Source organism: Pseudomonas sp. GD03858, assembly GCF_029840925.1.
Lineage (GTDB): Bacteria > Pseudomonadota > Gammaproteobacteria > Pseudomonadales > Pseudomonadaceae > Aquipseudomonas.
Genome location: NZ_JAOCDM010000144.1, coordinates 1 through 11,927, shown reverse-complemented (window position 1 = coordinate 11,927; position 11,927 = coordinate 1). Strand labels below are relative to the sequence as shown.

The window sequence follows — 11,927 nt, the reverse complement described above, 5'->3', positions numbered from 1 at the left end:
CGCTTCAGTGCAGCGCGTAATCCAGCACCACTGCGATAAAGATCAGCAGCCCCGCCCAATGGTTGTGCAGGAACGCCTTGAAGCACGACTCGCGGTCGAGCTTGCGCGTCGACCAGAACTCCCAGGCAAAGCACGCCGCCGCCGCCAGCAGCCCCAGGTGGAACCAGCCGCCCAGGTCGAAGCGATTGCCCGCCAGCAGCAGGCAGCCCAGCGACAGCAGCTGCAAGGTCAGGATGATCACCCGGTCGGCTTCGCCGAACAGGATGGCGGTGGATTTCACGCCGATCTTCAGGTCGTCGTCGCGGTCGACCATGGCGTAGTAGGTGTCGTAGCCCACCGTCCATAGCAGGTTGGCGATGTACAGCAGCCAGGCGCTGGCCGGCAGTTCGCCGCCTGCGGCGGTGAAGGCCATCGGGATGCCCCACGAGTACGCCGCGCCCAGCACCACCTGCGGGTAGTAGGTGTAGCGCTTCATGAACGGATAGCAGAACGCCAGGGCCACGGCGCCGAACGACAGCCACACGGTTGTCGCGTTGGTGCACAGCACCAGCAGGAAGCTCGCCCCGACCAGCACGGCGAACAGCATGAGCGCCTCGCGCGGTTTCACCCGGCCGCTGGCCAGCGGCCGGTCGGCGGTGCGCTTGACGTGGCCGTCCACCTTGCGGTCGGCGAAGTCGTTGATGCAGCAGCCGGCGGCGCGCATCAGCACCACGCCCAGGCCGAAGATCAGCACATTGGCCAGGGTCGGCGAGCCGTTGCCGGCGATCCACACTGCGGTCAGCGTTGGCCACAGCAGCAGGTAGATGCCGATCGGGCGGTCCATGCGGCTCAGCTGGATGAAGTCCCAGGCCCTTGGATGCAGGCGGTTGAGCGACTTGAGCAGGTTCAGGTACATCAGCGGTGTTCCTCCTTGGCCGCGTGCCACAGGGCGGGCAGGAACACCTCGGCCACCAGCAGGTCGAGGCCGTCGCGCGCGAAGCGCGAGCGGCGTCCCCACAGCCCGGCGCTGGCGATCTCGGCGGGCAGCCAGCCCTGTGGATAACTGCACACTTCGATTGGGTGACGGACGAACGCCTGGTCACAGAACAGCAGCTCGCCCAGCGAGCGGCTGCCCAGGGTCTCCAGGTCCAGCCCGCCGCGTTCCAGCGCGGTGCGGCTGGCCACGCTGCGGGCGAACACCCACGGTTGGCCATGGCCGCGCAGGTAGACCTCGCGCACCCAGCCCTGCGCGCCGGGAGCAAGGCTCAAGGCGGCGCATTCGTCGTCGCGCAGGGGCTGCCAGCCCTCGAACAGGGGGGTGACGCTGAAGTGGTCGTGGGAGAGACGGGTCAGGCGACGGGTCAGGGAGCCTTCGTCGAACAACCAGTCCAGGGTCGGCTGGTCGAGCGTGGTCGCCAGCTGTGGATACGCCAGCCACGCGACAGCGGCTGCTTGCGGGGTTTCGTAAGGCACGTGGGTATGCTTGATACAGGCCAGAGAGGCGGCGAGCTTAGCATGTTTGCCCCGAGCGCTTGCATACTGCTGGCAGGGCCAGTACAAAGCCCCCACGAATTGCGCGGTGGCCCCTTCGCGGGTAAGCCCGCTCCCACAGGTACAGCGCAGCCCTCAGGTTGTCTGCGGTCCTTGTGGGAGCGGGTTTACCCGCGAAGAGGCCATCAGCAGCAACAAGAAGCCTGAGCCTGTACCGAGGAAACGACCTGATGAAGAAGTGGCAATGTATTGTCTGCGGCCTGATCTACGACGAAGCCGAAGGCTGGCCGGACGACGGCATCGCCCCCGGCACCCGCTGGGAAGACGTACCGGAAGACTGGCTGTGCCCCGACTGCGGCGTGGGCAAGAGCGACTTCGAAATGATCGCCATCGGCTGATCCCCCTGAACTGAACAAGGAAGCACGACATGACGTCCCCCGTGGTGATCATCGGTACCGGCCTGGCCGGTTACAACCTGGCGCGAGAATTTCGCAAGCTCGACGGCGACACACCGCTGTTGCTGATCACCGCCGACGACGGTCGTTCCTATTCCAAGCCCATGCTTTCCACAGGTTTCGCCAAGCAGAAGGACGCCGACGGCCTGTGCATGGCCGAGCCGGGCGCCATGGCCGAGCAGCTCAAGGCCGAAATCCGCACCCACACCCGCATCAGCGGTATCGATCCGGGGCACAAGCGCCTGTGGATCGGCGAGGAAGCCGTCGAGTACCGCGACCTGGTGCTGGCCTGGGGCGCGCAGACCGTGCAGGTGCCGGTCGAGGGCGATGCCAGCGATAGGGTCTTCCCGATCAACGACCTCGAGGACTATGCACGCTTCCGTGCTGCCGCCGCTGGCAGGCAGCGGGTGCTGATCCTCGGCGCCGGACTGATCGGCTGCGAGTTCGCCAACGACCTTACCCTCGGTGGCCTGCAGTGCGAGGTCGTCGCCCCGTGCGAGCAGGTGATGCCGACCTTGCTGCATCCGGCCGCCGCCGCCGCTGTGCAGGCGGGCCTGGAAGGGCTGGGCGTGCGCTTTCACCTCGGTCCGGTGCTGACCCGCCTGCTGCGGGCCGGGGAGGCGCTCGAGGCGCACCTGTCCGATGGCAGCGTGATTCCCTGCGACCTCGTGGTGTCGGCCATCGGCTTGCGTCCGCGTACCGACCTGGCCGCGGCGGCGGGCTTGCAGGTCAATCGTGGCGTCGTGGTGGACCGCCAGTTGCGTACTTCTCACGCCAACATCCATGCCCTGGGCGACTGCGCCGAAGTCGATGGTATCAATCTGCTGTATGTCATGCCGCTGATGGCCTGTGCCCGCGCCTTGGCCCAGACCCTGACCGGCAAGCCGACGGCGGTGGCCTACGGCCCGATGCCGATCACCGTGAAGACCCCGGCTTGCCCACTGGTGGTGTCCCCGGTGCCACCCGGTCATGAGGGCACCTGGGTGGTGGAGGGTGGCGGCGCTGACCTGAAAGTGCTCTGCCATGGCGCTGATGGCCAGCTGCTGGGTTACGCCCTGACCGGTGGCGCGGTCATGGAAAAACTGGCGCTGAATCGGCAGTTGCCGCCCTTGATGGCGTAAATAGCGCGCGTTCTGTCGGATTTATCCTGTTCTTGCCGCGACAATGGCCGCCCAGATACTGGCGCGGCCCCGGTCGGCGTGCCATCCTCACTGGCGTCTACCGCAGCCTAGAGCCTGCGGTGCCTTGAACGCTGCTCCACTCGGCAGCACGGCATAACAACAAGAAATCCCGTCAAAGAGGCTTCACTATGCGTAAACCAGAACTCGCCGCCGTCATCGCCGAAAAGGCCGATCTGACCAAGGAAAAGGCCAACCAGGTCCTCAACGCGATTCTCGACAGCATCACCGGCGCGCTCGACAAGGACACCGTTACCCTGGTCGGTTTCGGCACCTTCGAAAAACGCCACCGTGGCGCCCGCACCGGCAAGAACCCGCAGACTGGCCAGCCGGTGAAGATCAAAGCCAGCAATACCGTCGCCTTCAAGCCAGGCAAGAACCTGCGCGACAGCGTCAACACCCCGGCCAAACCCACCAAGAAAAAGTGATCGACAGCTCACCGCGACGGGCGCCTTGAGGGCGCCCGTTGTGTTTGTGTTGAGAAAAAGCGGCGAACTTGCATAAAAAGGGCGATAAGCGGATAAACTGCGCGACTCAGTCACTTTTCACTCGAGGCGCGTTGATGAAGTTTCGCTTTCTTCTCTGGGCCATGGGCCTGCTGATGGCCAAGGCCAGCCGCAACAGCCCGGCGTTCCAGCAGCAGCTGCAGGACAAGGATCTGGTCTTCCAGATGCAGACACTCGATGGCAAGGTCGCCCGGCACTTCATCGTCAAGGACCTGCGCATCAGCAGCAAGGGCGGCCTGCACCCGCAGCCGGCCTTCGCCATCGCCTTCAAGGATGCCGCCTACGGCTTCGCCACGCTGCAGGCCGGCAACAAGCAGCTGGCGTTCATGCAGGGGATTCAGGAGAAGAACATCCAGATCAAGGGCAATCCGGCGCTGGTGATCTGGTTCCAAGGCTTGATGAAGTACCTGAAGCCGAAGAAAAAGGGTTGATATGCAACACGGAACAAAGCACCTGTGGGAGCGGGTTTACCCGCGAATAGGGCGGCGGATTCACCGCGGCATACGCGGGTAAACCCGCCCCCACAGGGCAGAGGTCCGGCTACATCAATGCGGCGTGTGGAACTGCGACGCCAGCTCGCGTAGCAGGGCCTCGGCCTCCAGCACCTTGTTCACCACCTCTTCGGCCTTGTCCCGGGTCAGCCCCAGGCGATCGAGCAGGGCCTCGGGAATCTCGTCCTGTGGCCCCGAGCCTATGCCCCGCGAGCGCAGCAGGCGAATCGCCAGGCAGACCAGGTTCGGGAAGGCTGCATACTCGCCGTCGTACGCCGGATCGTGCTGGAAACGCAGGGCCGTGGACAGCTCATCGGGCATGTCCCACAGCTTCATCAGCCAGGCACCGATCTGTTCGCGGCTGATCCCCAGCAGGTGCTGTTCCACATAGCTGTGGCACAGGTGCGGGTTGACCTCCAGATGGCGGCAGATCAGCGAGAAATGCGGCGGGAAGACGTGGGCCAGCAGCAGGTAGCCGAAGTTGTGCAGCAGGCCGGCCAGGTAGGTCAGGCCCGCTTCCGGGCGCTCGGCGCGCGGCATGGCGCGGGTCAGGCCCTCGATCACTGCGGCAGTGTAGATCGACTGCTGCCAGTAAGGCGTGGCTTGCTGCGGGTGGTCCTTGGGCAGGCTCAGGGTCTTGCCCAGAGCCAGACCGAGGGCCAGGTTGATCACCAGGTCGAAGCCCAGCACACGGACGATGGCGTCCTCCACCGAGCGAATCTTGCCGGGCGAGGCGTAGTACGGGGAGGCAGCCCAGCTGACCACCTGCGCGGCCAGGGCCGGGTCGGTCTCCACCACGCCGGTGATGTCGTCGATGCTGGCGTTGGGATCGACCCGCAGCTTGATGATCTTCTGCGCGGTGTCGGCCAGTGGTGGGATCTCGATGGTCTCTTCGAGGCGCTTCTGGATGCGCCGGGCGGTGAACGCCTGCACCGCTTTGGTGATTTCGTGTGGGTCGTCACCCGGGCGGTCGAGGTTCGGCCGAATGTCCTTGACCTCCTGGCCGAAGCTGCTGGCGCTGGCCTTGGCGAGCATCTTCTTGAACGCGGTCCGGCCGATCTCCAGCAGCAGGCCCGCCTCGCCGGACTGGATCAGCACGACCTCGTTGTCGAGCAAGCTCTTTTCGTACTGGCACGGCGAACTGGTCAGGGCCGGGATGGCGGGCAGAGTCTTGAGGTGGTGCTTGTCGAGCATCTGCCTCAGGCGTGCCAGCGGCACGGCGGTGAGCTTGCGGCCGGTCAGCTCTTCGAGGCGCTTGAGGTCCAGCAGCTGGCTCTGTGGAAACAGCACCATTAGCGCGCCGATCTCGTCGTCGAGCAGCACCGCCCGCACGATGGTGGCGGCAGGCAGGGCCGGATGTTCGGGCACTTCGCGATAGCTGACGCCGAGTTTGTCGAGCAACAGCCGGATGACAGACGGTGCGTGTGGGGTTGCGGTATCCAAGGCAACTTCAGTCATGGTCTGTATCCAAAAATTTCTCTAAACGCGAAGTATAACCAGCCTGACACTCAAGCTGGATCCATTATGGGACGGGCGTCACACCTGGCCATATTGCTGGCCGTGGCGCAGCCAGCGGTCGAGCAACGGGCTGACGTGATCGGGCCAGCGTGCCAGCAGGGCCTGGGCGGCGTCGCGCACGGCCGGCAGCAGGTCGGCGTCGCGCATCAGGTCGGCGACCTTGAACTGTAGCAGGCCAGTCTGGCGGGTCCCGAGCATCTCGCCGGGGCCACGCAACTCCAGGTCCTTTTCTGCTATGACGAATCCGTCGTTGGTTTCCCGCATGATGCCCAGGCGTTCGCGGCCGATCTGCGACAGCGGCGGGTGGTAGAGCAGCACGCAGTGGCTCGCCGCGCTGCCCCGGCCGACCCGGCCACGCAGCTGGTGCAACTGGGCCAGGCCCAGGCGCTCGGGGTTCTCGATGATCATCAGGCTGGCATTGGGCACGTCGACGCCGACCTCGATCACCGTGGTGGCCACCAGCAGTTGCAGGTCGCCGGCCTTGAATTCGGCCATCACTGCGGCCTTTTCGGCGGGCTTCATGCGTCCGTGGATCAGGCCCACGCGCAGCTCGCCCAAGGCACTGCCCAGCTCCTCGAAGGTGCTTTCGGCAGCCTGGCAGGTCAGCTCCTCGGACTCCTCGATCAGGGTGCACACCCAATAGGCCTGGCGGCCTTCGGCACAGGCGGCGCGGACCCGCTCGACCACTTCGAAACGGCGGCTATCGGCGACCAGAACGGTGTTCACCGGGGTGCGCCCGGGTGGCAGCTCGTCGAGGATCGAGGTGTCCAGGTCGGCATAGGCGCTCATGGCCAGGGTGCGCGGGATCGGCGTGGCGGTCATGATCAGCTGGTGCGGGCACAGCTGGCCCATGACGCCCTTCTTGCGCAGGGCCAGGCGCTGCTGCACGCCGAAACGGTGCTGTTCGTCGATGATCGCCAGGGCCAGGTGCTTGAACTGCACCTCGTCCTGGAACAGCGCGTGGGTGCCGACCACCATGGGCGCGCCATTGGCGATCTGCTCCAGGGCGCTGGCGCGGGCCTTGCCCTTGAGCTTGCCGGCCAGCCAGGCGACTTCGATGCCCAGCGGTTCCAGCCAGCGCTTGAAGGTAATGAAATGCTGTTCGGCAAGGATCTCGGTGGGCGCCATCAGCGCCACCTGGTAGCCGGCTTCCAGTGCCTGCAGCGCCGCCAGGGCGGCGACCACCGTCTTGCCGGCGCCCACGTCGCCCTGCACCAGGCGCATCATCGGCTCGTGCTGGCTGAGATCGTAGGCAATTTCGTTGCCGACCCGCTGTTGGGCGCCGGTCGGGCTGAAGCCGAGGTTGGCCAGGTACTGCGCCGGCAAGCGCGTGGCCTTGGGCAGTACTGGCGCGCGCAGGGCACGTTGGCTTTCGCGCAGGCGCTGCTGCGACAACTGGTGGGTCAGGAGCTCTTCGAAGGCCAGGCGGTGCTGGGCCCAGTGATGGCCTTCGGCGAGTTCGTCGAGGTCGGCATCGGCCGGTGGGTTGTGCAGGTAGCGGATGGCGTCGCTCAGCGGCGCCAGCTGGTAGTCGCGGGCCAGTTCGTCGGGCAGCCAGTCGGGCAGGCTGCGCGGGCCGAGCAGGCCGAGGCTCTGCTGGCACAGCAGGCGCAGGCGCTGCTGGGTCAGGCCTTCAGTGGTCGGGTAGATCGGTGTCAGCGTCTGTTCGACCGGTGGCGGTGCTTCCTCGCCATTCAGCGCCCGGTATTCCGGGTGGTAGATCTCCAGCCCCGAGGCGCCGGGGCGGGCTTCACCATAGCAGCGCAGGTGGGTGCCACGCTTGAGGCCTTCCTTCTGCGCATTGCTGAAATGGTAGAAGCGCAGGCTCAGCGTGCCGCTGCCGTCACCCAGGCGCACGACAAGGCTGCGGCGCTTGCCCATGGTCACGTCGGCCCCGCTGACCACGCCCTCGATCACCGCGTCCTGGCCTGGCCGCAGCTGACCGATGGGCACCACGCGGGTGCGGTCCTGATAGCGCAGCGGCAGGTGGAACAGCAGGTCCTGCAGGTTCTCCAGGCCGACCTTGGCGAGTTTTTCCGCCATGGCGTCGCCTACGCCCTTGAGCGTGGTGACCGGGACGTTCGACAGCTCGGTCATGGGTTCAGGCCGGTTGTTCCACCGGCGGCTTGGCCACCGAGCAGAGGCGAATCGAGTCGGCGAGGATCTCGATGGCCTTGGGCCGCGGGAAGCTGGCGCGCCAGGCGATGGCCACGGTGCGGAACGGTGCGGGCGCGGTCAGCGGACGGACTTCGATGACCCCTGGTGCGTAGTGGTGGCTGTGCACGGCCGACAGCGGCAGGATCGACACGCCCAGGCCGGAGGCGACCATGTGGCGGATGGTCTCCAGCGAGCTGGACTCGACCGTGGTGTGCTTGGAGCCTTCGCTGCCCTTGTTCAGGGTCGGGCACGCCTCGAGCACCTGGTCGCGGAAGCAGTGGCCTTCACCGAGCAGCAGCAGGCTCTTGTCGTTGAGCATGGCGGTGTCGATGGTGTCCTTGGCGGTCCACGGGTGGTCGGCCGGCATCAGCGCGCAGAACGGCTCGTCGTACAGCGGCAGGGTCAGCACGTCGGCCTCGTTGAACGGCAGGGCGATGATCACCGCGTCCAGCTCGCCATTGCGCAGCTTCTCGCGCAGCACGTGGGTGAAGTTTTCTTCGATGTACAGCGGCATCTGCGGCGCCACGCGGTGCAGCTGCGGGATCAGGTGCGGGAAGAGATAGGGGCCGACGGTATAGATGGCGCCGACCTTGAGCGGGGCGGTCAGTTGGTTCTTGCCGGCCTGGGCCAGTTCGCGAATGCCCTGGGCCTGCTCCAGCACCTTCTGCGCCTGGGCGACGATGCTTTCACCGACCGGGGTCAGGCGCACCGCGCTCTTGCTGCGCTCGAAGATCAGCACGCCGAGTTCGTCCTCGAGCTTCTTGACGCCCACCGACAAGGTCGGCTGGCTGACATGGCAACGCTCGGCGGCGTGGCCGAAGTGCTGCTCTTGCGCGAGGGTGACGATATAGCGAAGTTCGGTGAGGGTCATAACGTGCGTCCATGAAGTTGCGGCCCCAGCATAGCGGCTGCAATCGATAGACGCACGTTATCAGACTTGCCGTTTTGTGACAGAAACAAAAACGTCAGCGTCGGTCCAGCGAGTAGACGAACGGGGCGACGACCTCGATCGTGCCGTTGTTCAGCAACTCCGCCGGCGGCTTGGGTACCGTGCCGGCACGACGGATCATCTCCATCGTGGCGCGGTCCAGCGCCGCGCTGCCGGAACCACCGGCCAGCGAGTACGAGATCACCTTGCCTTCGGCGTCGACCACGAAGCGCAGGCGGTTGATGCCCTGCAGCCCGCGACGTCGAGCGTCCTCAGGGTACTTCTTGTACTTGGCCAGGTGGCGCAGCAGGTCGCTCTGCCAGCTCGGCAGGGCATTGCTGTTGGACGCGATGCTCGGCTGTGGCGCCGCCGACTTCTGCGGTGGCGAGTTGCTGGGCGGCGTGTCCGCGACATCTTCCTTGGCCGGTGGCTCGTCCTTCGGCGGCTCAGGCTTCTTCTCGGGCTTGGGCGGCTGCGGCTTGGCCTTGGGCTTGGGCGGCTTGGCGATGGCGATCTTAGGCTTCGGTGCCTCCGCCAGCTTGGGCAGGGGCGGCTCCTCGACCGGTGCCGGTGGCTTGGGTGCGGCCTTTGGCGGTGGTGGCGGCGCGGGCTCGGGCAGCGGTGCCAGCTCGACCATCATCGCTGCCGGGGGCAGCTCGAGGGCCTGGGGCACCGACCAGTTGAGCGTCAGCAGCACGGCGACCGCGTGCACACCCAGCACGATCGCCAGGCTGCCACCGTAGCGCGCCATGTTTGAGCGCGTTTTCGTCATTTCTTGGCTGCCGTCTCGAGTCCGACCAGGCCGACCTTCAGGTAACCGGCGGCACGCATGGTGTTCATCACTTCCATCAGGTCGCCGTAGTCGACGCCCTTGTCAGCCTGGAAGAAGATGGTGGTTTCCTTGTCACCCTTGGTCTTGGCATCGAGCATCGTGCCAAGCTGGTCGGGCTGGGCCACCTGGTCATCGCCGACGTACAGCTTCTTGTCGGCCTTGACGCTGACGAACACCGGCTTCTCGGGCCTCGGCGCCGGCTTGGCGGTCGAGGCGGGCAGGTCGACCTTGATGTCGACCGTGGCCAGGGGGGCCGCGACCATGAAGATGATCAGCAGCACCAGCATCACGTCGATGAACGGCGTGACGTTGATTTCGTGGTTCTCGGCGAGGTCGTCGCCACCTTCGTTGAGATGCAGGCCCATGGCTTACCCCACTTTCACCATGTGCGGGGCGGCGCGCTCGCCACCCTGATGGTCCAGGTCACGGCTGACCAGCAGCAGCACCTGCGCGGAAGCGTCGGAGACCTGGGCCTTGTAGCCAGCGATGGAGCGGGCGAAGACGTTGTAGATGACCACTGCCGGAATCGCGGCGACCAGGCCCAGGGCGGTGGCCAGCAGGGCCTCGGCGATGCCCGGGGCGACCACGGCCAGGTTGGTGGTCTGGGTCTTGGCGATGCCGATGAAGCTGTTCATGATGCCCCACACGGTACCGAACAGGCCGACGAACGGCGCGGTGGAACCGATGGTGGCCAGCACGCCGGTGCCGCTGCTCATGCTGCGGCCACTGGCGGCCACCAGGCGCTCCAGGCGGAAGCTGACGCGCTCCTTGATGCCTTCCTTCTCGCGGGCGTTGGCCGACAGGCGCATCTCCTCGAGGGCGTCGTGCACCAGGGTGTGGGCCAGGGTGCCTTCCTTGTTCGCCAGCTCGCTGGCTTCCTTCAGGCTTACGGAGCGCTTCAGGGCAGCGATTTCACCACGCAGGCGGCGCTTGGCGCCCATCAGCTCGAAGCCTTTGGCGATCCAGATGGTCCAGGTGATGATCGAGGCGATGACCAGGCCGATCATCACGGCCTTCACCACCACGTCGGCGTTCTTGTACATGCCCCATGGGGACAGGTCGTGGGCCATGCCCAGCGAGGTGTCTTCGACCAGCGGTTGCACGTTTTCGTCGACCGGCGCCTGGCCTTCGGCTGGCGCGCTTGCCTCGGCCGGGGCCCCGATCGGCGCGGCTACCGGCGCCTGGCCTTCGCCAGTCGGCGCGGCTGGCGCGCTGGCGGCTGCAGGGGCCGCTGCGGCGGTGGTCGGCTCATCGGCCATGGCAGCTGGGGCCAGCACCAGGCTGAACATCAGCGCGGCGATGGCGCGCCAGGCGCGCGACGGGGTTGGCGAAGCGAAAGGTTGAGTACGTGTCATGCTGGCCGGACCTGATGAAGAGAAATGGGTTGAGTTCTCCAAGGCCTCGAAGCAGGCCGAGAACAGACAAGGCCGCCATTATTGCAAGTAATTCTTGTTAACAGAAGTAATGAGATTGGTTTTTTTAACCTTTGTCTAGCCGTTGATCGCGTAATCCGGCTAGCCTGCCCCTTTGGATTTGGAGTTTCGTGATGTCGGACATCAGCGCATTGATCGTAGGTTGTGGCGATGTGGGAGGGCGTCTGGCGCGTCAGTTGCTGGCCAAGGGCTGGCAGGTCGGTGGCCTTCGCCGTTCGGTGGATCAGCTTCCCCAGGGCGTTCAGCCGATCGCCGCCGATCTGTCCGAGCCGCAGATGCCGAGCGCCTGGCCTGGGCAGGGGCCTGATTACCTGGTGTATTGCGTGGCGGCCAGCCAGCACGATGAAGCCGGCTACCAGGCGGCCTACGTCGAAGGTTTGCGCCATGTGCTGGGATGGCTGGCGGCGAAAGGGCAGCGGCCGCGACGCTTGGTGTTCGTATCCAGCAGCAGTGTTCATGCGCAGCAGGACGGAGAGTGGATCGACGAAACGGCGGCCACCGAGCCCGAGGGCTATTCCGGCCGGGTGATGCTGGAGGCCGAGCGCCTGGCATTGCAGAGCGGGATCCCGGCCAGCATCGTGCGCCTGACCGGCATCTATGGTCCGGGGCGCGAGTGGCTGCTGAGCCAGGTGCGCCAGGGCTATCGCGTGGCCGAAGAGCCGCCGCTGTATGGCAACCGCATCCATGCCGAGGATGCCGCCAGCCTGCTCGCTCACCTGCTGCAGGCCGATGCCCGGGGCGTGGCGCTGGATGACTGCTATCTAGGCGTCGATGACGATCCGGCGCCGTTGGCCGAGGTGGTGGCCTGGTTGCGCGAGTACCTGGGGGTCACCCAGTGGTCGGACGAGCAGCGGGTGCGGCGTACCGGCAGCAAGCGCTGTAGCAATGCGCGGGCACGGGCGTTGGGGTGGGTGCCGCAGTACCCGAGCTATAAAGAGGGGTACGCCGCCATTCTCGAG

At 66.0% G+C, this 11,927-nt stretch carries 13 protein-coding genes; 5 read left to right on the top strand and 8 right to left on the bottom strand.

From position 1 onward, the window contains the following. Positions 1-4 precede the first annotated feature (4 nt). Entirely contained in the window at positions 5-895 is an 891-nt protein-coding gene (gene ubiA / locus N5D48_RS24130; RefSeq protein WP_279888523.1) for a 4-hydroxybenzoate octaprenyltransferase, read from the bottom strand. Then, positions 895-1,452 carry a chorismate lyase gene (locus N5D48_RS24125; protein ID WP_279888522.1) on the bottom strand — a complete coding sequence of 186 codons (558 nt, stop codon included), beginning with the start codon at positions 1,450-1,452 and terminating at the stop codon, positions 895-897. The genes ubiA and N5D48_RS24125 overlap by 1 nt, the downstream gene beginning before the upstream one ends. Before the next feature lie 248 nt (positions 1,453-1,700). Here N5D48_RS24125 and N5D48_RS24120 point away from each other — a divergent pair, with 248 nt between their 5' ends. The 4 genes from N5D48_RS24120 to N5D48_RS24105 all read left to right on the top strand — a co-directional run bounded on the left by N5D48_RS24120 (position 1,701) and on the right by N5D48_RS24105 (position 4,040). Beyond that, positions 1,701-1,868 (top strand): rubredoxin, encoded by a 168-nt coding sequence (locus N5D48_RS24120; RefSeq protein WP_011536423.1) that lies wholly within the window; start codon positions 1,701-1,703, stop codon positions 1,866-1,868. Between the two features lie 29 nt (positions 1,869-1,897). After that, positions 1,898-3,046: an FAD-dependent oxidoreductase gene (locus tag N5D48_RS24115; protein WP_279888521.1), complete on the top strand. Its 1,149-nt coding sequence runs from the start codon at positions 1,898-1,900 to the stop codon at positions 3,044-3,046. A 188-nt stretch (positions 3,047-3,234) separates the two neighbouring features. Then, on the top strand, positions 3,235-3,531 hold the full coding sequence (locus tag N5D48_RS24110) for an HU family DNA-binding protein (RefSeq protein WP_279888520.1): 297 nt from the start codon (positions 3,235-3,237) through the stop codon (positions 3,529-3,531). Positions 3,532-3,665: 134 nt separating this feature from the next. Further along, complete coding sequence (locus N5D48_RS24105) at positions 3,666-4,040, top strand: helicase (protein ID WP_279888519.1); 375 nt, start codon at positions 3,666-3,668, stop codon at positions 4,038-4,040. Positions 4,041-4,154: 114 nt separating this feature from the next. Here the strand turns inward: N5D48_RS24105 and N5D48_RS24100 are convergent, their stop codons facing one another. From N5D48_RS24100 to exbB, 6 genes are all read right to left on the bottom strand, one after another. Further along, positions 4,155-5,558 carry an aminoacyl-tRNA deacylase and HDOD domain-containing protein gene (locus N5D48_RS24100; protein WP_279888518.1) on the bottom strand — a complete coding sequence of 468 codons (1,404 nt, stop codon included), beginning with the start codon at positions 5,556-5,558 and terminating at the stop codon, positions 4,155-4,157. 78 nt (positions 5,559-5,636) lie between these two features. After that, entirely contained in the window at positions 5,637-7,715 is a 2,079-nt protein-coding gene (gene recG / locus N5D48_RS24095) for an ATP-dependent DNA helicase RecG (RefSeq protein ID WP_279888517.1), read from the bottom strand. A gap of 4 nt (positions 7,716-7,719) precedes the next feature. Continuing rightward, positions 7,720-8,646, bottom strand: coding sequence for a hydrogen peroxide-inducible genes activator (locus tag N5D48_RS24090; RefSeq protein WP_279808996.1), 927 nt, complete (start codon positions 8,644-8,646; stop codon positions 7,720-7,722). Positions 8,647-8,740: 94 nt separating this feature from the next. Next, complete coding sequence (locus N5D48_RS24085) at positions 8,741-9,475, bottom strand: energy transducer TonB (RefSeq protein WP_279888516.1); 735 nt, start codon at positions 9,473-9,475, stop codon at positions 8,741-8,743. Next, a complete protein-coding gene (gene exbD / locus N5D48_RS24080) occupies positions 9,472-9,900 on the bottom strand; it encodes a TonB system transport protein ExbD (protein WP_186653025.1) in 429 nt (142 codons plus the stop codon). Before exbD ends, N5D48_RS24085 begins: the two co-directional genes overlap by 4 nt. A gap of 3 nt (positions 9,901-9,903) precedes the next feature. Beyond that, entirely contained in the window at positions 9,904-10,890 is a 987-nt protein-coding gene (exbB, locus tag N5D48_RS24075; RefSeq protein ID WP_279888515.1) for a tonB-system energizer ExbB, read from the bottom strand. 191 nt (positions 10,891-11,081) lie between these two features. Here exbB and N5D48_RS24070 point away from each other — a divergent pair. After that, positions 11,082-11,927 (top strand): SDR family oxidoreductase (locus N5D48_RS24070; RefSeq protein ID WP_279888514.1); only part of this gene is annotated, 846 nt, incomplete at its 3' end.

What these genes read in the sequence shown, in the direction of transcription:
- N5D48_RS24120 (WP_011536423.1), top strand. Translation starts at nt 1,701, where the DNA reads ATGAAGAAGTGGCAATGTATTGTCTGCGGCCTGATCTACGACGAAGCC.
- ubiA (WP_279888523.1), bottom strand. Translation starts at nt 895, where the DNA reads ATGTACCTGAACCTGCTCAAGTCGCTCAACCGCCTGCATCCAAGGGCC.
- N5D48_RS24090 (WP_279808996.1), bottom strand. Translation starts at nt 8,646, where the DNA reads ATGACCCTCACCGAACTTCGCTATATCGTCACCCTCGCGCAAGAGCAG.
- N5D48_RS24105 (WP_279888519.1), top strand. Translation starts at nt 3,666, where the DNA reads ATGAAGTTTCGCTTTCTTCTCTGGGCCATGGGCCTGCTGATGGCCAAG.
- exbD (WP_186653025.1), bottom strand. Translation starts at nt 9,900, where the DNA reads ATGGGCCTGCATCTCAACGAAGGTGGCGACGACCTCGCCGAGAACCAC.
- N5D48_RS24085 (WP_279888516.1), bottom strand. Translation starts at nt 9,475, where the DNA reads ATGACGAAAACGCGCTCAAACATGGCGCGCTACGGTGGCAGCCTGGCG.
- exbB (WP_279888515.1), bottom strand. Translation starts at nt 10,890, where the DNA reads ATGACACGTACTCAACCTTTCGCTTCGCCAACCCCGTCGCGCGCCTGG.
- recG (WP_279888517.1), bottom strand. Translation starts at nt 7,715, where the DNA reads ATGACCGAGCTGTCGAACGTCCCGGTCACCACGCTCAAGGGCGTAGGC.
- N5D48_RS24100 (WP_279888518.1), bottom strand. Translation starts at nt 5,558, where the DNA reads ATGACTGAAGTTGCCTTGGATACCGCAACCCCACACGCACCGTCTGTC.
- N5D48_RS24110 (WP_279888520.1), top strand. Translation starts at nt 3,235, where the DNA reads ATGCGTAAACCAGAACTCGCCGCCGTCATCGCCGAAAAGGCCGATCTG.
- N5D48_RS24115 (WP_279888521.1), top strand. Translation starts at nt 1,898, where the DNA reads ATGACGTCCCCCGTGGTGATCATCGGTACCGGCCTGGCCGGTTACAAC.